Here is a 22,285-nt window from a genome sequence, read left to right as displayed (position 1 = left end):
TTTTCTGATCGGGATAGGATGTTTGATTTCAATGTACCCGGGTATAGTGTGTAGTGTAAACGATAATCAAGCAGGAGGGTTTCTACATGGGTAAGAAAATTGCAGTTGTATTAACAGATTACTTTGAGGATGTTGAATTCACCGAGCCTGCAAAAGCCTTTAAAGATGCAGGCCATGAGGTCACAGTAATTGAAAACGAAAAAGGAAAAACAGTGAAAGGGAAGCAAGGAGAAGCAGAAGTGAGAGTGGATGCGTCCATTGATAACGTGAAGCCTGAAGACTTCGATGCACTACTGATTCCTGGCGGTTTCTCACCAGACATTCTGCGTGCAGACGATCGCTATGTCCAATTCACAAGAGCATTTATGGACGAGAAAAAACCAGTATTTGCGATCTGTCACGGACCGCAATTGCTCATTACAGCGAAGACGCTGGAAGGCAGAGGCGCGACTGGCTATACATCCATTCAAGTAGATATGGAAAACGCAGGCGCCAAATTCAAAGATGAAGAAGTTGTTGTTTGTCAGGATCAGCTTGTGACAAGCCGTACACCTGATGACATTCCAGCATTTAACCGTGAATCATTAAAACTGCTCGCAAAATAAGCAGTTTTTTACAGGATAAATAAAGCCAGCACCTTGCGGGGTGCTGGCTTTTTCTGTGCATGGATGGAAGAAAGCGGCGTAAACCGCAATCTGGTTTCCTTTGCACGTTTATTTTCTTAAGTTTTTTAGTTCGCTTGCGATGGCTTGCATTTCACTTGGGCTGAATGAAGATTTTTTCATCACCATTTGGTGTAGAAATTCAATATCTTCGTACTTGTCTGGACTGAAGTCCTCGGCTTTGATGACTCCAATGTTCAGCATATTTAACTTTTGCGAAATGTCTTCAATCAGCTGATTGACTTCAGCCGCTTTTTGCTCTGACAAGGGCGGCACGTCCTTTCCTGCATATGTGTTGAATAACATGTCTATTTTAACAGAAATGCAAAAGAATAAAAGGGCTATTAAGACGACACGGAGATGTTTTTCTCCTTTTTCTCCTGCTTGATCTTATCAATGATTCGTTTAGATTCAAACACGACAACTCCTGATAAACAGATAAGGCCGATTAAGTTCGGAACAGCCATCAGTCCGTTTAGCATATCCGCCACGCCCCAGACGAAATCATTCTTAAACACGGCACCGAAAAAGACAGCAATAACAAACACAACACGATAATACATCACATACGAATCTTTTGCCAAATATGTAAAGCATTTTTCACCGTAATAGGACCAGCCAATAATGGTGGAATAAGCGAATAAAAGTAAGCCGATTGCAACAATGATTGAGCCGATTGGTCCAAGAAAATGAGCAAAGGATAACGAGGTGAGTGCATCACTTTTTTCTGTGACGTACATATCGGCCATGACAATTGTGATCCCTGTAATGGAACAAACAATCATCGTATCAATAAATACTTGCGTCATTGACACAAGCGCTTGACGAGCAGGCATATCTGTTTTGGCAGCAGCAGCAGCGATTGGTGCAGAACCAAGACCTGCTTCATTGGAAAATACCCCTCTCGCCACACCCCAGCGGATTACGGTACCGATCGCGCCGCCTGCAACGGCTTGACCTGTAAATGCATCCGTAAAAATGAGCCCGACTGCACTTGGGACAAGATCCGCATTCATGACAAGAATGATCAGCCCGCAAATGACGTAGAATAAAGCCATGACCGGTACAAAAATAGCCGTCACCCGGCCAATGCTTTTAATCCCGCCTAAAATCACGAGCGCAGTAAAGGCCGTAATAATAATGCCTGTGATCCATGTTGGAATCTGAAAGGTTGAATTCATGACACCAGAAATCGAATTTGACTGCACGAGATTCCCAATTCCAAAGGCAGCCGCAGCACCAAAAATAGCAAACAGCACCCCTAGCCATTTTTGCTTCAAGCCATGCTCCAAATAGTACATCGGCCCGCCGGACATTTCACCTTTTTCATTTTTGACACGGTATTTCACTGCGAGAACAGCTTCAGCATATTTTGTCGCCATTCCAAAGAACGCTGCAAACCACATCCAAAACACAGCGCCTGGTCCGCCAGCAATGACAGCAGAGGCGACCCCTACAATATTTCCCGTTCCAACCGTTGCAGCAAGAGCTGTCATTAATGCTTGGAAGTGAGAAATATCACCTTCTGATGTCTTGTCTTGCTTTGAAAATGCAAGCTTCAGCGAATAGGGGAGCAGCCTAATTTGAATGAAGAGTACGCGAAAGGTAAGGTAAATCCCAGTCCCCACGATCAAAAACAAAAGCGGCGGTCCCCATAATACATCATTGATATTGCTGACAATCTGTTCTACCCATCCCATATGTATCCCCCTTTATTTGTGCAATTCTCCTAAAGTGTCCCCTTTTTTTGTATAATGTGTCAATGCCGATGGGAGTTTTTCTTGCAAAGTTTTCAAAAGAAAAAGGGCTTGATATGATAGAGAAAAGGTTTTCGAAAGCAGTTCTTAGGGAAAAGATAGGAGGAGAATGAAGGATGATTCATGTATTATTCGTATGTCTTGGAAATATTTGTAGGTCACCGATGGCAGAGGCCATGTTTAGAAAACGAGTAGAAGATGAAGGACTAAGCGAGCACTTTGTCATTGATTCAGCAGGCATTGGCGGCTGGCATCAAGGCAGTCCTCCGCATGAAGGTACACGAAAGCTGCTTGATGAAAAAGGGATCAGCTATGAAGGGATGTCCGCAAGACAAATCATAGAGGAGGACATCACAGCATACGACTATATCATTGCGATGGATGCTGAAAATGTAGGGGCACTTCGCAGTATAGCCGGTTATGGGAAACATCACTTTATTGGCCGTCTTCTTGACTTTGTTGAAGACGATGATCGAGATGATGTGCCAGACCCTTATTACACTGGAAACTTTGAGGAAGTACATGATTTAATTGAAACAGGAATTGATCGTTTTTTGACGTATGTAAAGAAAGAGAAACACCTTTAACTGAAAGGAGATCAGACGAGATGGAAGAGAAAAATCAAATCATGCTTCGAGGAGCTGTGATAGGAGCAGCTTGCGGCGCACTGCTGACATTATTTCATCGGCCAACAAGAATTGCGCTTAAAGACAAATGGGATGACTGTCAGGAAAAGCTGGCGGAATACCGTCAGGAGCCAGCCAGAATTTCTGCTTGCGTGAAAGAAAAAATGGAAGAAACGAAGCAGCTGATGCGAACAGTCTCAGATGATTTGTCATTTTTAAATGAACAAGTCAATCAGTTAAAGGAAACAACCCCAAAAGTATTAGAGATTATTGAAGAAACAAAGGATCACTTTCGATCGAAATAGAAAGATTGATCATTGGAGATGAGGCGTATGGGTTTTATTAAAGCGTTAATTGAACGCTTTTTGCTGCATGAAGGACCAGCAAAATCTGCTGAGCTTGCTTACTTCTTTTTGCTTTCATTATTTCCGTTTCTCATCTTCGTGCTGACACTCGTTGGATATTTGCCGCTGACGTCGAAGGATGTCCTGAGCGTCATTTCTGGTTATGCGCCAGAAGGAGCGCTTTCGATGATTGAATCCATCGCCGAAGAGACACTGAACAGCCGCAACGGCGGATTGTTGTCATTCGGGATTATTGCCGCCCTTTGGTCTGCATCTAACGGGATTAATGCCGTCGTCAGAGCATTTAACCATGCTTACGAAGTTGAGGAAAATCGTTCCTTCATTCTCGTACGTTTAACATCAATCATCTTAACCATAGCGATGGTTCTTACGATTATTTTTGCCTTAATGCTACCTGTCTTTGGAAAAGAACTTGGCTTATTTGTCGCTAAATTAGTTGGGCAGTCAGATGCCTTTCTCACCATTTGGACGGCCATGAGGTGGATCATTAGCCCGCTGATTTTATTGATTGTGTTTACAGCCTTGTACTATTTCGCCCCAAACATCAGACTGAAATTGAAATTTGTTCTGCCAGGCGCCATTTTTGCATCGATTGGATGGATTTTGGTCAGCATGCTGTTCTCATTTTACGTAGGCGAGTTTGCTAATTACAGCGCGATGTACGGAAGTATTGGGGGAATCATTATTTTAATGATCTGGTTCTATTTAACCGGCATCATGATTATCCTTGGCGGCGAGCTCAATGCGCTTTTACATAAGCGTAAAATCGTACCAGGCAAGGTGTGAAGAAATCTGGGCATCCTAAAGAAGAACGAACATGTTCAATCTTGATGGATGGGGGAATCACATATGTCCAAACAATCGAAAAAAGGCGGAAGCAACACGAAACAAAACAAAGGCCATCAGCCAAAGCACAAAACAAGCGGCAGTGCGAACGGGCAAAATGGTTATCATTAAATGAAAAAACTCCTCTGCGGTGCAGGGGAGTTTTTATTTCGACAATCGTATATACCGCTTAAGGTTAAAAGCTGTATCAGGTTTTGACTGGTAATGAGAATCAAGCTGAAACCCTGCGTTTATCGCTACACGTTCACTTCTGACATGGCCAACAGGACAAAAAATTTCAAATCCATCGACTTTAGGAGCAAAGGTATCTGTCATATATTTCACGATGGTTGTCACAATGCCTTGTCCTTGAGCGTCTTCATCAATCCAATAACCGATATTTCCTACTTGTTGATCAAACGTCAGACGGAACACACCGATTAATTGCTCGTTCAGCTGAATGCCAGCTTCCAACCCTTTTTGTTCATTGTAGGTGGTTTGAGTTGATTGAATAAACGTTTTGACTGCTTCTATGCTTTTGCAGTGATGAACCCAAGGCAGCCACTCCCCTAAATGAGCCTTATTTTTTTGAATAAGGCTAAACAGTGTGTCCGCATCATCTATTTGTAGAGATGCCAAAGTCAACTCATTTGTGATGTTATAGGTAAACAACGATTGACCCTCCATTTTAGTGACTTTCTACCACTGCCGTCGTTCTCCCAAACCGAACGCAGCAAAACACAAATAATATCACGATACTGACAAGGTAAAGTAAATTCATTCCTTCAAACGTTTGCACAAAGAATCCTCCGAGTACCGGCCCGAGAATACTGCCGGCACTAAACGCCATCCCGCACATCAAATTCCCGGCGGGAAGCAAATGCTTTGGCAATAAGTCGGTCATATAACTGATGCCAAGTGAGAAGGTAGAGCCTACAGCCATTCCGGCGATAAAGAAACAAATGGCGACAGCCAAAACGGATTGAATGAAGATCCCTGCTAAAAGGAAAAAGAATGATCCAGCGAGTGTCACACATAAAATGATGCGGCGTCTGCCAAACCGGTCACTGAGCATCCCAAGAGGAAGCTGAAAGACAATGCTCCCAATGGCAAACGCAGGTAAAATAAACGCAACTGCCTCTACTGTCACACCGCTTCTTAGCGCATATACAGGGAAGTTACTATTAAGCGTCGTTTCTAAAAATCCATAGCAAAATGGCATCATAAAGGCGACCCAGCCAAATTGAAAGGCCTTTTTGAAGCGCTTCAAACTGTTTGTCTGCTCTGACGTTTGCACTTCGCCCGTATCTGGATATGTATTTTTTAAAACAAACACAAGCAGCCAAATACATAAACTAACGGCACCAGAAACAATAAAAGGCAAAGCTGGATTGATCTCAATGAGCGGCGTTAAAAAAGGGCCGGCGGCAAAACCGAGTCCAAACGATAATCCATACAGTGAAATGTTTCTTCCGCGATTTCTCGAGGATGAAGCATAGGTCACCCACGTCTGTGTAGAGAAATGCAGCATATGGTCACCAATCCCGATCATAAGCCGGAGGAAGAACCAGACGACATAAGATTCAAAAAACACAAAGCTAAACAAGCTTAAAAAGACAGCGGCGCCTCCAATGACGATTAACGGCTTAAATCCAAACCGGCGAAGCGGTGCTTCCATAAAAGGAGACGCAAGCAGCACACCGAGATATAAGCCTGTGGCATGCAGGCCGTTTAACGTAGGAGATGTACCGGCATGTTCGAAAATAATGGAAATGACAGGAAGTAATGCGCCCTGTGAAAAACCAGACACGGATACAAGTAAAATTAAAATCATAAAGTGAATTCTCGACATAAGATGCTCCTTACAAGTTCATGCTTTCATCGTACAATGGAACCATAGGGGTTTCAATAGAAAGGTGGAAAAGGAATGAAGCTGACATACGAAAAGGATCGTTGGATTGCACATATTGAGGACAGGCAGCTGCCTATTTCAGGAACAGAAGAAATGGGGTACCGACCATCTCAATTGTTCACCTCAGCCATTGCAGGCTGCTTTGGAGAAATGCTCATTCATGTATGCCGTAAAAAGCGAATATCCTATGAAGGGCTGACGATCACACCTGAAACGACAAGAGCAGGAGCTGTAAACAAGATTTCCAGCATTCATTTACATATCTTATTTGAAGACATTAATACATCTGATGAACAAATCGATAAAGTGATCACCCTTGCATTGAAGCATTGCTCTATGGTGCAGTCCGTGAAAGGAAGTATTGATATCACCTTCTCACACGCGCGAATCTAAAATGTATATGATGCCGGCACTCACGAAAGAATAACAGTCAGACATATGTAAAGGAGAATGGCTGTATGAATCGTTTATTTCTTGTGATTGTCGCAATCGGTGTTCCGCTATCGGTGCTTGGCAGTTTTCTTCATTTCCCGCAGGTCGTCATGTTTGCCGTTTATTGTATCGCCATTATTGGTCTTGCTAGTTTTATGGGAAGAGCCACAGAAAGTCTTGCCATCATTGCGGGGCCCAGAATTGGCGGACTTTTAAACGCTACATTTGGAAATGCGGTGGAGTTAATCATTTCGTTTTTTGCTTTAAAGCAAGGATTGACGGCCATCGTACTTGCATCATTAACAGGATCGGTTATCGGAAATTTACTGCTTGTGGCTGGCTTGTCTTTTTTCGTTGGCGGATTAAAATATAAGCGTCAAGTATTTAATGTCCATGATGCAAGGCACAATTCAGGCTTGCTCATGTTTGCCATTATTGTAGCGTTTGTCATTCCAGAAGTGTTTTCGATGGAGATGGCAGAGAATAAACAGTTTGTTTTAAGCATTGGGATTAGCATTGTCATGATTTTGCTTTATGTCGCGGCGCTCTATTTCAAACTGGTCAGCCACCGCGGGGTGTATGTTGCCAAGCAGGAGAGCATGGAAGGCGAAGCAGAGACGGAAGAAGAAACACCTGAATGGTCTGGAAAGTTTGCCACTGTCATTTTGCTGCTTTCGACAATCGCAGTTGCGTACATTTCAGAGCGTCTTGTTCATACATTTGATACGGTAGGAGAACAATTTGGCTGGAGTGAGCTGTTTATCGGTGTCATTATTGTGGCCATCGTCGGCAACGCAGCAGAACATGCCTCAGCTGTCATCATGGCGTATAAAAACAAAATGGATGTAGCAGTAGAAATCGCCTTTGGCTCCACGCTTCAGGTTGCCATGATGGTCGCGCCAATCCTTGTCATCAGCTCTCTATTTTTCGGCAAGCAGATGCCGCTCATTTTTTCCTTACCGGAACTCATTGCGATGGCATCCTCTGTGCTGCTCACGGTCATTTTATCAAATGATGGTGATACAAACTGGTTTGAAGGCGCCACATTACTCGCTGCCTATTTTATTATGGCGATTGGATTTTTCCTTTTATAATCTTTTGTGGATAAGGGACGTCTTTCGGGAAAATACTATGGAAAAATGAATGAGAAAGAGTGATGATATGAAAAAGATGCCCCGCATCATGTTTGTTGTTCTCTTATCCTTAAGTTTTCTATACAGCTTTCCAGCGGAGGCGGCAAAGCCATTTAAAGTGCCATCCTCTGTCGCAAGTATTTCAAAGGAGAATACGTATCCGAACGCGTCACAGGATCAGCCGCTGCTCCAGCCGAGCGAGCTGACGGCTGAATTGTTCAAAACAACAAGTGTCCCGATTGAGAATACTCATTTGATTAAAATGCTGAATGAATCCAGCATTTCAGGGACGCCATTAGCAGTTGGATACCGCGCGACCATTTTCCTTGGGAGATGGGCACTGAGCTACGATTCAAACGAAACAGTCGCCAATTGGGAATACAAAAAGGTGAATACGAACCATATTGATAACAGAGGCGGCAATAAAACAGCCATTGGAAAATACGTTCAAAAGCAGCAAGTGAAAGTAAGCGGCGGACTCACAGCAAAAGTACCAAACCCAGAAGATGTGAAAACATTGATGATGCAAAAAGCCATTCAAAAAACAAAGCTGCCCCTCGCGTTTGACACCGTAATTGGTGCAGGAACAAAACGAGATCAGTCTTACCATGTCTCTCCAAAAAAAGCAGCATCGCTTCATGCCTATGCACCAGCGATTAACGAAAAAGGTAAGGTTACTTACGGAGAAGTGTACCTTGTGCTAAAAGGAAATAAACGCAAACTCGTCGTAAAAAACGTGACTTCACAAGGAATCGGCGCTTGGATACCTGTTCAGGATCACCTGACGTTTGGGTTTCAAGGGATGAATTAAAACAGTCATCTCCTCTTATCAACAGAGGAGATGACTGTTTTTTGCTAATAGGGTTTCTCTTCTTTTCTTTTTAGTTCATTTTTGTAAAAGTCAAAGGCGTTATATAAATACCAAATGATAAAAAGAAAGAAGATAACTTTAGACAATATCGGTAAGTCGTTGAAAATAAGACATAGGCCAAGATAAGGGATGATCATAAATCCATAATAAGAAAACCACCATGTTTTAAAAATGAAACTCATCTCCTTGAAAATTGTAGACATTAACACATTATACATATATTACATTTTATTGAGAAAATAAAAAAGCCATAGTAGAAGTTGAATGAACTCAACGACTACTATGGCTTAATTTTTTTATTCCCCTAAATCCACATTATGATAAACCTGCTGCACGTCTTCAAGCTCTTCTAATACATCGATCAGCTTTTCAAATTGTGCTTTAGATTCATCATCTAACGTCACTTCGTTTTGCGGTAGCATTGTGATTTCAGCGACAGTGAATTCTTCAACACCGGCTTGTTTGAATGCTTCTTGTACTTGATGGAATTGATCTGGTTCAGCGTACACAATCACCGTTTCATCTTCTTCCATGATGTCACGTACATCAACATCTGCTTCCATTAAAAGCTCAAGTGTTTCTTCTTCGCTTTTCCCTTCGACACCGATGACAGCTGTTTCGTCAAACATGTAAGCAACAGAGCCGCTTACGCCCATGTTTCCGCCGTTTTTCCCAAATGCTGCTCGAACATCTGAAGCTGTACGGTTCACGTTATTGGTGAGGGCATCAACGATGACCATTGATCCGTTTGGACCAAATCCTTCGTAGCGCAGCTCATCGAAGTTCTCTTCCGCACCGCCTTTGGCTTTTTCAATGGCACGGTCCACAATATGTTTTGGGACACTATATGTTTTTGCACGTTCTAGGACAAAACGAAGTGCTTGGTTTGATTCTGGGTTTGGCTCACCTTGTTTGGCAGCCACATAGATTTCACGCCCGAATTTTGCGTAAATACGACTTGTACTGGCATCCTTTGATGCTTTCTTTTCTTTAATGTTGTTCCACTTACGACCCATCTTATTCACTCTCTTTCAATTAGAAAATACACAGTATGAGGGTCCCCATGCTGCATGAAATCATTCTGCTATCTATTATACATGAATCAGTCAAGAGGATAGAAGTAAGAGGGCTGAAATGAAGAGAATTGTTAGCTGATGTGCCCCAGCTGTTCAAGCATTTCATGTTTTTCGTGAGCCCGAGTCAGCTCGTCGCACCGAATGATCCTGCCATCTGATAAGGTGAAAAGAGCTGTGACATCTATTAAACCTCCGTCTCCGTTTGCGAGGTCAACATGTACCGTGTAACGAAAACACGCTTGCTGCGTTTCTTCATCAAATAACACATCATGAAAGGCGGGGATCGCAAGCTGTGTTGTCATTTCTTTTAATGTGGATAGATGTTTTTTAAACTCATTAAGCGTGGACACCTTCCCATCGGTCACTTGCTGATAGTCAGGAGAAAAATAAGCCTCCACCTTTTTTGTATCGAACTTGGTTAACACCTCTTGATACATCTCCTTGATGAAAGAAATTGCTTCTGTTTTTGTCATTCCATACATCCTCTCTATTATTAACTGATTAACTAAATAACATTATAATTAACCGGTTAACAAAATACAAATAAAAAAATAACCCCATATAGAATGAGGTTATTTTGCAGGCTGGGGATAAGCGAGATCTTCAAGCAATTTGACATCATGCTGATGAAGTTGCTTAATCATTTCTTTTCGCACAGCGAGAGCGGCTTCGAAGTATTTTTCGTCTTCGACCATTCCCTTAACTGTGATTTCAATCCCGCGATTCAGCTTATTCAAGCCCATAATTCCATGAACTTGAAAGGGTTCAATGGCATTTTGGAATTCATCTTTTTTAAGTAAATCATGATGCATTTGATTTAAATTGTCACATGCTGATTCAAGTGCTTGGAAGGCGATATCTGGGTTTTGATTCGCGCTAATTAACACAGATTCCGTAATCCGCATATATTGCATGTTATAGTTTTGGATTTGCCTGATATCCCCGTTAGAAATGGTTAACAGCTTGCCGCTCCATTCTCTAATTTGCAGAGAGCGGAGACCAATCTCTTCAATGGTTCCATTAAAGAGGTTATTCACCGTCACATAATCCCCTTTATGAATCTGGCGTTCATAGATGAGAAAAATGCCTGCTAAAATATCACGAATGAGCGTCTGGGCGCCAAAACCGATGACGATCCCAGCGACACCAGCACCCGCAAGAATTTTCCCAAAGTCATGAAAGAAAAGAGAAATGACATAGAGCACAAAGCAAATCGAAGCGGTGTATTTCGTGACCGATTTGACCAAGCTCTCGATCGTTTTCTTCTTTTTATCCTCTATAAACTCAGTTCGTTTAAAGAAAATTTGAAGGGCTTTGTTGATCATAAAGACAGCAAGCCAAAGAACGAGCCCAACAAGGAGAATTTCAATGTATTTGTTTTTGACCACTGTCAGAAATGTATCGTCCATCTATCGATTACCCCCTGGCTGTTCGAGAAGTAAAATCAACATCTTGATAATAGCTGTTTTTCACTAGAACATTCGGACCGAGGCACTGCACGCTTGGGCAATGACAATTCAGCTCTTTTGCTAATTTCGTGTCCATCCAGCGTGTATAGGCTGATTGCAATGTATCAGTTGCAATGTTTCCAAGCGGCGGTGTATCGCCAAAGTCTGTCACAATAATATTCCCATCAAAAATATTCACATTCAACCGCGAACGGCCGTCAGGGTCATTTCGTACTGTGACATTTTTCTCCTGGCGCAATCGATTAAGGAGACGCTGGTCTTCTTCATCTGTGCTGCATGAATAAAATGGCAGGGTGCCAAACAGCATCCATGTGTTTTGATCACGAATATCAAGCAGCTGATGAATCGCATCCCGCATTTGCGGAAGCGTCAATGATTCAAGGGCGCTGGCGAAATCACTTGGGTACATCGGGTGAACTTCGTGGCGCTGGCATTTCATTTCCTCGACGATCTGCCGGTGGATGTGCTCAATATATGGAAGCGTGCGCTTATTCAGCATAGTTTCAGCGGATACAGTTACGCCCGCTTTGACAAGTGCCTGACTATTTTCAATCATGCGGTTAAATAATTTCTCGCGCTGCTCAAAGGTTGGTTTACGATCCATCATAGCAAAACCGACTGTTGCAAACTCTTCAACAGTGCCCCAGTTATGTGAAATGTGAAGGACGTCTAAGTATGGAATAATTTCTTCATAGCGCGCCAAATCAAGGGTTAAATTTGAATTGATTTGTGTACGCACGCCGCGTTCATGGGCATACTTTAATAAAGGGACGACATATTCCCGTACAGATTTAAGAGAAAGCATAGGCTCTCCGCCTGTAATACTGAGTGAGCGCAGGAGCGGAACTTCATCTAAACGGCGAAGTAACAAATCTATCGGCAGTGCATTCGGGTCTTTAGGCTGTAAGGTATAGCCGACTGCACAATGCTCACATCTCATGTTACACAATGTTGTTGTCGTAAATTCAATATTAGTCAGCTTCATTTCTCCGTAATCCTGCACATCGAGATAGGCTTCCCAAGGGTCGTATGCAGGTGTGATCGGACGAAGTGCTGTTTTTTGGTTCATGGTATCTATCTCCTTTTCATTCGGGCAAACGTAGACCCGCCAACAGTTAATTTTAAGCCTCATCACGGTTATACGCAAGAGGGACACAATTGATTTACAAGGGAAAAAAAGATAAGCTATAAACAAACGCTAAAGGGAGTGTATCGATGGGCAAGGCAGCAGACAGCAAAGAGCAGCAGGTTGATTATTTAAAGAACCGATTAGATATGTTTATGAATGTGATTGATTCATTAGATCCCGAATCAACAGACGTTGAGGATATAGACAGACTGATCCAGATGATTGACGACCTGGAAGCGAAATATGAACGGTTTAAAAATGATTGGAAGGAAGAATAGCTCGCGCAATGCGGGCTTTTTTCTTTAAATTGGCAGGTGAATCGGTGTATGAGTCTCGGTCTTATTCTGCACAATAGAAGAAAAACCGGGAAGTGACGTAAATGAAAAAATTCATGCTGATCTGTTTATGTGCGCTTTTTGTTTCCATGCCTCTTTCAGAAGCAGGAGCCGTGTCTAATAAGCCCATCCACTGGGGATTTGCGAAAAGCAAAGAGCACAGGCCGCCGGATGCGGGCAAAGAATTGACGGCACTCTTAAAAAAGTATGATGCCTTCTATTTAGGCAACACGAAAAAGAAAGAGATTTATTTCACCTTCGACAATGGATATGAAAATGGGTACACACCCAAGATCTTAGACGTGCTGAAAAAACATCAAGTACCAGGCACCTTTTTTGTGACAGGTCATTTTGTAAAGGACCAGCCCGGGCTTGTCAAACGTATGGCAGAAGAAGGTCATATCATTGGCAACCATTCCTATCATCATCCAGATTTAACAACAAAAAGTACGAAAGAAATCAAAGAAGAACTGGACCGTGTCAATGAAGCTGTGTACAAAATCACAGGAAAGCAAGATAACCTCTACCTTCGTCCGCCGCGCGGTGTGTTCAGTGAAAGGGTACTAAAAGAAACAAAACAGCTCGGCTACCAAACTGTTTTCTGGTCAGTAGCGTTTGTAGACTGGCATATCCATCATCAAAAAGGAAAACAGTATGCTTACGATCAAATGATGAAACAGGCGCACCCAGGTGCCATTTACTTACTTCATACCGTCTCAAGAGACAATGCCGAAGCGCTGGATGATGCCATCACCGCTCTGAAAAAACAAGGATATTCCTTTAAAAGCCTAGACGATCTCATGCTTGAAAAAGTATGGCATCTGCCTCAGCTATAGAAAGAAGCCTGCAGAAGACCTGCAGGCTTTTTGATTATGCCTCTCTGATTTTACGCTGAAACAAAAGAGGGTGATGAACTGAACAAACACTATTTAAAAATCCTAAACCACCCTTTATGTTTAAACCACAAAAGCATACCTGAGACGAGCAGACCCATGAAAATCAGCACGCCAAAATAGCCGTATTTCCAATGTAATTCAGGCATGTTGTCAAAGTTCATTCCGTACACCCCAACAATAAAGGTCAGTGGAATAAAAATGGTCGACACAATGGTCAATGTCATCATAATCGCATTCATCCGGTTGGAATTCAGCGTCTGATAGCTGTCTCGTAAATCCGCTGTCATGTCCCGGTTCGACTCAACGATCTCTGTTAGTTTCAAAAGATGATCGTAAATATCATTAAAATACGCTTGGCGGTTTGTATCGCTTTTCATCGTATTTGTGTTCACAATACGATATAAAAGGTCCCTCATTGGGATAATCGTTCTTCGCAGTTTGAGCAAATCGGATCGGATTCCGAATACTTCGTTCATCAACGTGCCATACGTTTTATGACCTTCTTCATCCTCAATTTCATTCAGCCTGTCCTCTATTTGATAAATAATAGGGAAATAATCATCAACAAGCTGATCAATCAGCATGTAGGCAATATGCTCAGGTCCGCTGTTTCTTTCTTTATCAGACCCCTTGAGCTTTCGAATGACACGATCAATGTATGGCGCTTCCTTTAAATGAAAGGTCACGATATAGTTTTCACCAACAAACAGATCAACTTCCTCAGAACGCAGCGTTTTTTGATTAAGGGCATGTAGCACGAAAAATAAATAACCTTCATAAAAATCAAGCTTCGGCCGCTGCAAATAATGGAAGCAATCCTCAATCGCAAGCGGATGGAACTGAAAATATTCCTTCAAAAGCGCTGCTTCCTTTTCCGTTGGTGCATGAAAATCAATCCAATACCAGGCGATTTCGGGGCTTGAAAGCTGCTGCATTGTTGCATGTTCAATCAAGTCGCCGTTTTTTGTCACTGCAAGTTTTCTCAGCATGTGCACCCCTCCAGACTTGCATTATATCATGAAGCAGCGCCGGTGAACTTATACGTTTTCTACATAAAAAAGCCGATCTCAGAAAGAGATCGGTTAAATGTGCGTGTATGATTAATGGATAAAACCGAGAATTAAGGACGATGGAACGTAACGAATTTATCTTGACGGTCAAACCAGCCTCTAAACGCCCAGTTATCCCAGCCGCCATCGCCGTTGTTTTTAAATGTACCGCTTTCGAATACCCAAATTCCGTAAACAACATTACCAAGATTAGCAGTAGCGAAAGTTTTGACGCCGTTAAAACGGTCTTCGTAGTTCTGGCTTAGGTTAAAGACCATGACATTATATCTGCCGCCAGCAGCGTAGAATGTGCTTTCCATGACGCTTTTCACGAATCCAGAACGGTTTGCATTTGCGTTTACTGCGTTTACAATGGCATTGGCAATCCCAAGAACATCAAAGTTTACGTTAACATTAGGGCTAGCCGTAGTGCCAGCTTTACCTTCAGCAGCAGCTTTGTTTAAGACAGTTTGCTGAAGTGTAGTAGAAACAGGTGCTGAAGTTTTTGGCTCAGCAGCGTCAGCGAATAATGGCAGTGTCGAAGAAACAGCAGTGGCAAGTGCAACAGAAAGAATGGTTTTTTTCATTGGTCGGATCTCCTTTGTTTTTTAATTTTGGGTCTTCTTTTTTGTAAAATGTGAAACTAGGTGAAGCCGGTTATCAATGAGGTAAATATGTTCTTGCAAGATAAAACAAATGATTGCCTAATCCGCTAATTCCTTTGTTCACCTCCTTGATATGTCATAATTATACAAATATATTCAGGGAGGAAGATATCACCCAGAGGTTCTATTTCTAATTTAAGGAAAATGATCCTAAAATGTTGAAGATTGCTGTCGAATGTTAGCTGAATTCGACTAAAAACTTTCTTCTATCCAAAAGGAGAATGACCACAAATAAGGAAGATATAACTGATAAATTCTTGTACTCTTTATGTTAAAAAGTATTCAATAAAGAGAATCATTCATGCAAAATGAAACAATTACATCTGCGTATGTTGGCAGAAAGGAAGAGGACATGTATGTGGGAAAAACAGCTGGTGATAGAGCCGCCGTATCATTTCGATCAAGTGCTTAGACGCTTATCAAGTGATCCATTAAAAGCAGTCGATTTGAGTCAAAGAGAAATCAAAGTGCCGATCAGATTGGAGCAAAAACCGTATGTGGTCATCGTTCAAGCTACTGGAACAATAGATGCGCCTATGTTCCGGGTGCGATCAAACGGCCCAGAGGAACCCCTTCTTTCTGAGGTGAAACGGATATTTGGCATGGAGCATCAATTACACATGATTCAAGACCACTTTTCTCAAACCAATCTAGCGCCCATTTTTAAGGAGCATATCGGAACGCCGCTCATGCTGGATTTTCATTTATATCATTGTTTCATGAAATGCATCATTCATCAGCAGCTGAATCTTTCGTTTGCTTACGAGCTCACGAAACGATTTGTCCATACGTACGGTGAGCAAATAGAAGGTGTTTGGTTTGATCCTTTACCAGAAACCATCGCTTCTCTTGAAACAGATGATTTGAGAAAGCTTCAATTTAGTCAACGAAAAGCAGAATATGTCATCGATGTATCGAAACGAATTGTGAGCGGCTCACTTTGTTTAGAGGAATTACACGATTTATCTGATCTGGAGGTAGAAGAGCGTCTGCTTCCGATTAGAGGGATTGGACCTTGGACGGTTCAAAATGTGCTCATGAATGGGCTTGGAAGACCAAATCTCTTTCCAATGGCAGATATCGGCATTCAAAATGCAATCAAACGGCACTTCGACCTGCCTGAAAAGCCGACAAAAGAAGAGATGGTAGCGCTAAGCAAGGAATGGACCCCATATTTAAGCTACGCTTCTTTATATTTATGGAGAAGCATTGAGACAGATAAATAAATGAAAGGCATTTTCTCTCTTTGTCCAAGACGTGATATACTAAGGAGATGGAATAAAATGAAGACAACCTATCAATGGTTTAAATAGAACGGAGAGAATAAAGTGAAAGAAAAACAGCAAGGTGCCCTTTTGCAAAAGGGACAGCAGTTCCCGCTTACCATTAAACGCCTTGGCATTAATGGAGAAGGGGTCGGTTATTTTAAAAAACAAGTGGTCTTTGTCCCAGGCGCGCTTCCAGGTGAGGAAGTGGTGGTTGAAGCAACGAATGTCCAAGCAAAATATGCAGAAGGTACGGTCAGGAAAGTGCGAAAGCGCTCTGAGCATCGAGTCAAACCGCCATGCCCAGTATACGAAGAGTGCGGCGGCTGTCAGCTTCAGCATTTGGCGTATGAGCAGCAGCTAAATGAAAAGCGTGATATTGTCATTCAATCAATGGAGCGCCATACAAAGCTATCGGTTGAAAAGCTTGATATCAGGCCAACGATCGGCATGGAAGACCCGTGGCATTACCGAAACAAAAGTCAGTTCCAAGTAGGACGTTCTCACAGCGGAGACATCATTGCAGGACTTTACGGACTGAATTCTCATAAGCTTGTACCGATCAAGGAATGTATCGTGCAGCATCCAAAAACGAACAAAACAACGGGTGTTGTTCGCAAAATTTTAGAGAAGTTCGGCGTATCTGTTTACAATGAACGGACAAGAAAAGGCGACGTGCGTTCGATTGTCGTGCGTGTCGGCTTTGAAACAGGGGAAGTACAGGTCGTTCTTGTCACATCAAAACCTGAATTTCCAAAGAAAAAAGAAATTGCCGAAGCCATTCAAAAACGTCTGCCTGAAGTGATGTCCATTATGCATAATATCAATGGCGAAAAAACATCAGTCATCTTCGGCCATAAAACATCTCACCTAGCTGGCAATATGGTCATCCAAGAATTTTTAGGAGACGTCTCTTTTGAACTAAGTGCACGTGCTTTCTTCCAATTGAATCCGAAGCAGACGCTAAAGCTTTACGATGAAGCGAAAAAAGCGGCCAAACTGACTGGTAAAGAAAAGGTCGTCGATGCGTATTGCGGCGTTGGAACAATTGGGATGTGGCTCTCAGATGGCGCAAAAGAAGTAAGAGGAATGGATGTCATCAAAGAATCAATTGATGATGCGAAGAAAAATGCCAAAAAACACGGCATGAAAAACGCGACCTATGTGACAGGAACAGCTGAAAATTGGCTGCCAAAATGGGTCAAAGAAGGCTTCCGTCCTGACGTCATCGTCGTCGACCCGCCAAGAATAGGCTGCGAGCGCACCTTCTTAGACACCGTCAAACAAGTCAAACCAAAACGCTTTGTCTACGTCTCTTGCAACCCATCCACACTAGCAAAAGACCTTGAATACATGTCAAAAGACTACAAAATCGAATACATGCAGCCAGTTGATATGTTCCCGCATACGGCGCATGTTGAGACAGTTGTATCAATGGTAAGAGTGTAAAAAGTGAAGTGAATAAACAGTCCGTGATTTGAATACTGGTGGCTAACTGGTAGGATGATCACGGATTTTTTTATCAACTGAGTAAATCAAGTTCATAAAATAGAGGAGGATAACGATGAGTCAATTTGAAATACTGACAAAATACATACCGAAGCTTCAGGAGGACCATATCGGAGAATGGGTGATCGATCAGGAAAATGATGGAACAACTGAACGCCCAATCCAGATGCCCTTTGTGAATTATTCCGAAACGGTCCAACGCTTTCTTGATGATGTCTATACCTTTGCAGAACAGCATCAAGAAATGGAACTTACCCGCTATAGTGAAATCCTCTCAGAAAATGGAATTGATTGGGGAACGAACGATATGGAGCATGTGGACATCTCAAATTTAAATGCGCAGTGTGTACTTGCTCTCATCATGGGGGCTTTGAGAGCTGAGCGATTTAGTGAGGGAGCCATATTCAATTTCTTTAAAAGTGGAAACATGTTGAAGTGTCTTGAAAGATTAGATTGTTTGGACTAAGAGCGGTTTATTTCAATTATTGGAGTGATCATATGAAAAATAAAACAGATGCAGCCGATACTTTTCCTCCTATGAAAATAGAAGAAATTGATCAAATTTTATTATATGATCTTGATGCAATAAAAATTGAAAAAGAAGATGAGCGTATAAAATTCATTTTACAAGATCCCTATTGTCCTGATAAAAGTCATATTCACAGTGTGTATGTCATTTATAAGAAGTCTATACTCAATTTACTTGAAGGTAGGATTCGTTCTATTCATAGTCATGAATTCATGAGTGCTAAGAAAAAAGATCGAACGATTTCTAAAGAAGATATAGAATATGTATTAGAGATGGCTACAGTTGTGGTTCTTGCAAGTGAAAATAATGGAGTAGTGACGAATTATTTTTATAGTGGAGACGGAGAAAGGTTAGATCGTATTTTTAATATATGCTTAGGTTATTCAACAGACTTACAAAAAGAGAATAAAGTAAGTTTGGAACGATTTATGAATGATATGAAGATTGTTGAGCAGATGGGATTGTTAGAAAAAATTTTAGGATAATGGGCAAAGCCTAGATTTTAGAGAAATCTAGGCTTTTTGCGCTTTTGAAAAATTTATTCAACTTCATCAAATGATTATGCAAATGAAAATCTTCTATTGACTTTCCCCTTTACTGAAAGGTTTATACTTTGATCAGATCAACAAAACGGAGGAGATCAGGATGTTCAAGATTGGCGATTTTTCTATGTTAAGTAAAGTCCCTGTCAAAACCTTAAGGTATTATGACCAGATCGATTTATTAAAACCTAAACAGATCGATCAAGATTCGGGATACCGGTATTATTCAGCTGAGCAGCTGCTTGAGGTCAATCGGATTTTTCTATACAAGGAATTAGGCTTTACGTTAAAGCAAATGGGTCAGCTTCTTCGTGAAGATATTTCTGTTGAGCAGATTCAGGGCATGTTTCTCTTGAAAGAGAGTGAGATTCAGCAATTGATCGAGAGAGAACAGCAGAAATTAGCGCGTATTAAGGAGCGGATGCACCTCATCAAACGAGAGGGGTGTGTGGAAAAAGAACAGGAGGTCATCATCAAATCGGTTGAAAGCAAACACATCATGTCTTTTCAATCCAACGGAACTGTTGACGAAATCCCATCATTCTTTGAAACGTTTCATCATTTGTTACAAAAACATCCGCAAGAATTGAACTCTGAGCCACAAATCGTGCTGTGGAGGGAATCACTTGCTAAAGAAAGTGAGTTCGAATTTGAGGTTGGGTATTCCGCTAAAGCGTTAAGGGGCTCTCTTCCTCAGGGAATTACGATGCGCACGTTACCAGCTGAAGAAACCATGGCGACGCTCCTATTTCATTCAGATTCTCCATTTGCACAAACTGCTTGTGTTGACCTGGCGACATGGATCGAAAATAACGGATATCGCGTGAAAGAAGATCAGCCGGGAAGAGAGATTTATTACCCATTGTCTGAAAATGAAGAAGGAAGACTCATTGAAATTCAAATTCCTATAAAAAATGAAGTCAAATCGTAAACATTGCCCAAAGGAGAAACGTCACGATGAAAAATAAAGCCGTTGTTTATTTACTTGCTTTAGCAGCCTTCTTAATCGGAACAATCGAATATATCATTACAGGGATTATTCAAATGGTCGCAGATGATTTACAGGTCACGACATCAGCTGCTGGTTTATTGGTCACATCCTTAGCGCTCTCAGCAGCAATCGGCGCACCGATTGTCATTGCACTAACCATCAATATCGACCGCAGAAAAATATTATCATGGATGCTGATCATTTTTACTTTAAGTAATATCGTCACAAGTGTCAGCCATTCGTTTGAAATGGTGCTGATGACAAGGATTTTACAAGGAATTAGTGGAGGGACGGCCATTGTGGTGGCAATGGCTGTGGCCACTCGGCTTGTAGAACGAGAAAAAAGAGGAACAGCGATTGGCATCATTTTAATGGGACTCAGCAGTTCCTTGGTTTTAGGTGTGCCAATCGGGACATTTCTAAGCAGCATGATGGGATGGAAAGCATTATTTGCAGCCATTGGATTGATCACGCTCATTCCGCTGATTGTTGTATATAGGCGCATCCCTTCTATGAAAGAACAAGAACCGGTGACGCTAGGTATGCAGTTATCGATATTAAAAGATAAGAGAATTTTGCTTGCGGTGGCAGTGACACTCTTTTATGTAGGTGGATATTCTACTTTATTTACCTATTTAACGCCATTCCTGCAAGAATCAGCAAACCTTAGCATCACAGAAATCAGCGTCATTTTATTGCTAGCGGGAATATGTAGCTTTTTGGGCTCCAGTCTTGGAGGGATAGCAGCAGATAAAAAAGGCCCAATATTCACGATTTTCTCCGGAATTATTCTACAAATCATCATGCTTATGCTGCTAGCATTTGTGACAGGGAATCTCGTGGTCATGGTGGCGGTGATCATGATATGGATGATTGCTACATGGAGCACATCGCCAGCTCAGCAGCTATATCTTGTCACACTTGTACCGAAATCTCCTGATATCGCATTAAGTGTCAATACATCATTTATTCAATTCGGATTTGCTTTAGGCTCTGGTTTAGGAGGACTTGTACTAAGCAGGACATCTATATTGAACCTCAGCTGGATCAGCGCTGGAACGGTTCTTCTCGCTTTACTCATGACCATTCTGATGGTGGCGTTTGATCGAATCTCTCAGCATAAGAGTTTGAAGGTAATGGAGCAAGGAAGGTAACATAGATTCACTAGTATTGAGGGAACTACTTATTTCGGTAGTTCCTTTTTTTTGATTTGAAGAAGAACCAGTTGAGGGAGTTTATTTGCTACAATGGGAGTGAATATCCGAAGGTTTTTAAGCGTTAATAACAAATGACTCCAAAAAATAATGCCAAAAATGTACTGGTAGACGGGAGAGAATACATAATGCCAATAAGCGAGGACATCATCAATCGTAAAGGCGCTCGAAAGGGGAGTGACATTCCTCATGACGTCTTGATTCTTTTGAATCAGGGAGAGTTAGAGAGTGTCAATTTAACTGAATGGTTGGCTGTCAATCACGTGACTCTATTACAGCATGTTTTGCCGTCTATTGGTTTAGACAAACATTTAATCGATCTTTCAGCTGAAATCGCCAAACAAAAAGCGGAGTCAGGCATGAAAGCGATTCGTCTTATCGGTCATTTGTTAGATGAAGTGCTGCAGGAAGAAAATGAGGAAAAAAGAGTGGAAGTCATACAGGCATGCAGCCGTCACATATCTGATAGCGTCCGCTGCTGGGCTGCTTATATGAACAAGCAGCATTCATCCTCTTTGGAAGAGAAACTAGCGTACATTCAGCCTTTCGCAGCTGATCACCATTTTGGTGTTCGCGAAATTGCTTGGATGTCAGTGAGAGAAAGTCTAAGTCATCAGCTCGATCAAAGTATAGAATATTTAACAGAATGGGCAAAAAGCGAGGATGAAAATATTCGTCGATTCTCTGTAGAGTCGATCCGTCCAAGAGGTGTATGGACAAAGCATATTGAGTTATTAAAGCAGGAGCCGGAAAGAGCACTGCCAATTCTAAATCACCTCAAATCTGATCCATCAACATATGTTCAAGATTCTGTAGGAAACTGGCTGAATGACGCTAGTAAAACACAGCCTGATTGGGTACGAAATCTGTGCGAACAGTGGTCAAAGGATTCTAATACAAAAGCGACAAGCAGAATTGTTAAGAAAGCCAAGAGAACGATTGTGAAGGGGAATTTGTGAAAAAGAACATGAACTAAATTTCCTTTTTTGAGGGAATTTTTATCTAAATGATTCAGGAGAAATTCTTAGAGGTA

Annotated in this window: 26 protein-coding genes; 16 read left to right on the top strand and 10 right to left on the bottom strand. The window is 41.8% G+C overall.

All coding sequences use genetic code 11. The annotated features are described in order from the left end of the window. The first annotated feature begins 86 nt into the window (after positions 1–86). Positions 87–605, top strand: a complete 519-nt coding sequence (locus OIT90_RS17500) for a type 1 glutamine amidotransferase domain-containing protein (RefSeq protein WP_034283692.1) — start codon at positions 87–89, stop codon at positions 603–605. 108 nt (positions 606–713) lie between these two features. Here OIT90_RS17500 and OIT90_RS17495 read toward each other — a convergent pair whose 3' ends face one another. Continuing rightward, positions 714–929, bottom strand: a complete 216-nt coding sequence (locus OIT90_RS17495; RefSeq protein WP_003214000.1) for a DUF1128 domain-containing protein — start codon at positions 927–929, stop codon at positions 714–716. A 77-nt stretch (positions 930–1,006) separates the two neighbouring features. Then, positions 1,007–2,362 (bottom strand): alanine/glycine:cation symporter family protein, encoded by a 1,356-nt coding sequence (locus OIT90_RS17490; RefSeq protein WP_474892783.1) that lies wholly within the window; start codon positions 2,360–2,362, stop codon positions 1,007–1,009. A gap of 173 nt (positions 2,363–2,535) precedes the next feature. On the opposite strand from OIT90_RS17490, the gene OIT90_RS17485 reads away from it, so the two are divergent. The 3 genes from OIT90_RS17485 to OIT90_RS17475 are packed head-to-tail and all read left to right on the top strand — an operon-like array spanning position 2,536 to position 4,196. Beyond that, positions 2,536–3,006 (top strand): low molecular weight protein-tyrosine-phosphatase, encoded by a 471-nt coding sequence (locus OIT90_RS17485; RefSeq protein WP_058837477.1) that lies wholly within the window; start codon positions 2,536–2,538, stop codon positions 3,004–3,006. A gap of 20 nt (positions 3,007–3,026) precedes the next feature. Beyond that, positions 3,027–3,350: a YtxH domain-containing protein gene (locus OIT90_RS17480; RefSeq protein ID WP_039177147.1), complete on the top strand. Its 324-nt coding sequence runs from the start codon at positions 3,027–3,029 to the stop codon at positions 3,348–3,350. Positions 3,351–3,377: 27 nt separating this feature from the next. Continuing rightward, positions 3,378–4,196, top strand: a complete 819-nt coding sequence (locus OIT90_RS17475) for a YihY/virulence factor BrkB family protein (RefSeq protein WP_039177150.1) — start codon at positions 3,378–3,380, stop codon at positions 4,194–4,196. Positions 4,197–4,400: 204 nt separating this feature from the next. On the opposite strand, the gene OIT90_RS17470 is transcribed toward OIT90_RS17475, so the two are convergent. Both OIT90_RS17470 and OIT90_RS17465 read right to left on the bottom strand, forming a co-directional pair. After that, a complete protein-coding gene (locus OIT90_RS17470) occupies positions 4,401–4,907 on the bottom strand; it encodes a GNAT family N-acetyltransferase (protein ID WP_474892782.1) in 507 nt (168 codons plus the stop codon). Positions 4,908–4,923: 16 nt separating this feature from the next. Beyond that, on the bottom strand, positions 4,924–6,087 hold the full coding sequence (locus OIT90_RS17465) for an MFS transporter (protein ID WP_064497727.1): 1,164 nt from the start codon (positions 6,085–6,087) through the stop codon (positions 4,924–4,926). 75 nt (positions 6,088–6,162) lie between these two features. On the opposite strand from OIT90_RS17465, the gene OIT90_RS17460 reads away from it, so the two are divergent. From OIT90_RS17460 to OIT90_RS17450, 3 genes are all read left to right on the top strand, one after another. Beyond that, on the top strand, positions 6,163–6,540 hold the full coding sequence (locus OIT90_RS17460) for an OsmC family protein (protein ID WP_474892781.1): 378 nt from the start codon (positions 6,163–6,165) through the stop codon (positions 6,538–6,540). Between the two features lie 65 nt (positions 6,541–6,605). Then, complete coding sequence (gene cax / locus OIT90_RS17455; RefSeq protein ID WP_474892780.1) at positions 6,606–7,673, top strand: calcium/proton exchanger; 1,068 nt, start codon at positions 6,606–6,608, stop codon at positions 7,671–7,673. Between the two features lie 67 nt (positions 7,674–7,740). Next, positions 7,741–8,523 (top strand): YfkD famly protein, encoded by a 783-nt coding sequence (locus OIT90_RS17450; RefSeq protein WP_017358796.1) that lies wholly within the window; start codon positions 7,741–7,743, stop codon positions 8,521–8,523. Positions 8,524–8,879: 356 nt separating this feature from the next. Here OIT90_RS17450 and OIT90_RS17445 read toward each other — a convergent pair whose 3' ends face one another. The 4 genes from OIT90_RS17445 to yfkAB form a co-directional block, all read right to left on the bottom strand. Next, a complete protein-coding gene (locus tag OIT90_RS17445; protein ID WP_024425262.1) occupies positions 8,880–9,599 on the bottom strand; it encodes a YebC/PmpR family DNA-binding transcriptional regulator in 720 nt (239 codons plus the stop codon). A gap of 131 nt (positions 9,600–9,730) precedes the next feature. After that, positions 9,731–10,132: a nuclear transport factor 2 family protein gene (locus tag OIT90_RS17440; RefSeq protein WP_106025881.1), complete on the bottom strand. Its 402-nt coding sequence runs from the start codon at positions 10,130–10,132 to the stop codon at positions 9,731–9,733. Positions 10,133–10,231: 99 nt separating this feature from the next. Next, complete coding sequence (locus tag OIT90_RS17435) at positions 10,232–11,068, bottom strand: mechanosensitive ion channel family protein (protein ID WP_106025882.1); 837 nt, start codon at positions 11,066–11,068, stop codon at positions 10,232–10,234. Positions 11,069–11,075: 7 nt separating this feature from the next. Continuing rightward, positions 11,076–12,197, bottom strand: coding sequence for a radical SAM/CxCxxxxC motif protein YfkAB (gene yfkAB / locus OIT90_RS17430; RefSeq protein WP_041106321.1), 1,122 nt, complete (start codon positions 12,195–12,197; stop codon positions 11,076–11,078). A 146-nt stretch (positions 12,198–12,343) separates the two neighbouring features. Between yfkAB and OIT90_RS17425 the strand changes: the two genes are divergently transcribed. Then, positions 12,344–12,535: an SE1561 family protein gene (locus OIT90_RS17425; protein WP_012009274.1), complete on the top strand. Its 192-nt coding sequence runs from the start codon at positions 12,344–12,346 to the stop codon at positions 12,533–12,535. 101 nt (positions 12,536–12,636) lie between these two features. After that, positions 12,637–13,428: a delta-lactam-biosynthetic de-N-acetylase gene (gene pdaA / locus OIT90_RS17420; protein ID WP_058837471.1), complete on the top strand. Its 792-nt coding sequence runs from the start codon at positions 12,637–12,639 to the stop codon at positions 13,426–13,428. Between the two features lie 89 nt (positions 13,429–13,517). On the opposite strand, the gene corA is transcribed toward pdaA, so the two are convergent. Beyond that, the gene (corA, locus tag OIT90_RS17415; protein WP_048240108.1) at positions 13,518–14,477 is read right to left on the bottom strand and encodes a magnesium/cobalt transporter CorA; all 960 of its coding nucleotides are present in this window, start codon (positions 14,475–14,477) and stop codon (positions 13,518–13,520) included. Positions 14,478–14,608: 131 nt separating this feature from the next. Further along, positions 14,609–15,124 (bottom strand): hypothetical protein, encoded by a 516-nt coding sequence (locus OIT90_RS17410; RefSeq protein ID WP_039177173.1) that lies wholly within the window; start codon positions 15,122–15,124, stop codon positions 14,609–14,611. Positions 15,125–15,558: 434 nt separating this feature from the next. Between OIT90_RS17410 and OIT90_RS17405 the strand changes: the two genes are divergently transcribed. From OIT90_RS17405 to OIT90_RS17375, 7 genes are all read left to right on the top strand, one after another. Beyond that, the gene (locus OIT90_RS17405) at positions 15,559–16,428 is read left to right on the top strand and encodes a DNA-3-methyladenine glycosylase family protein (RefSeq protein ID WP_039177175.1); all 870 of its coding nucleotides are present in this window, start codon (positions 15,559–15,561) and stop codon (positions 16,426–16,428) included. A gap of 102 nt (positions 16,429–16,530) precedes the next feature. Continuing rightward, positions 16,531–17,916: a 23S rRNA (uracil(1939)-C(5))-methyltransferase RlmD gene (gene rlmD / locus OIT90_RS17400; RefSeq protein WP_474892779.1), complete on the top strand. Its 1,386-nt coding sequence runs from the start codon at positions 16,531–16,533 to the stop codon at positions 17,914–17,916. A gap of 115 nt (positions 17,917–18,031) precedes the next feature. Continuing rightward, complete coding sequence (locus OIT90_RS17395; protein ID WP_212044476.1) at positions 18,032–18,442, top strand: DUF6508 domain-containing protein; 411 nt, start codon at positions 18,032–18,034, stop codon at positions 18,440–18,442. Positions 18,443–18,474: 32 nt separating this feature from the next. Beyond that, complete coding sequence (locus OIT90_RS17390) at positions 18,475–18,990, top strand: hypothetical protein (RefSeq protein ID WP_059377686.1); 516 nt, start codon at positions 18,475–18,477, stop codon at positions 18,988–18,990. Positions 18,991–19,150: 160 nt separating this feature from the next. Further along, entirely contained in the window at positions 19,151–19,978 is an 828-nt protein-coding gene (locus OIT90_RS17385; protein WP_144495516.1) for a MerR family transcriptional regulator, read from the top strand. Positions 19,979–20,004: 26 nt separating this feature from the next. Then, entirely contained in the window at positions 20,005–21,192 is a 1,188-nt protein-coding gene (locus tag OIT90_RS17380) for an MFS transporter (RefSeq protein ID WP_474892778.1), read from the top strand. 188 nt (positions 21,193–21,380) lie between these two features. Beyond that, entirely contained in the window at positions 21,381–22,211 is an 831-nt protein-coding gene (locus OIT90_RS17375; protein ID WP_474892777.1) for a DNA alkylation repair protein, read from the top strand. The last annotated feature ends 74 nt before the right edge of the window (positions 22,212–22,285 follow it).

It is taken from the genome of Bacillus sp. ABR (genome assembly GCF_056172715.1).
Note: the sequence above shows the minus strand (reverse complement) of the source record. Positions and strands in the feature narration are given on the sequence as shown.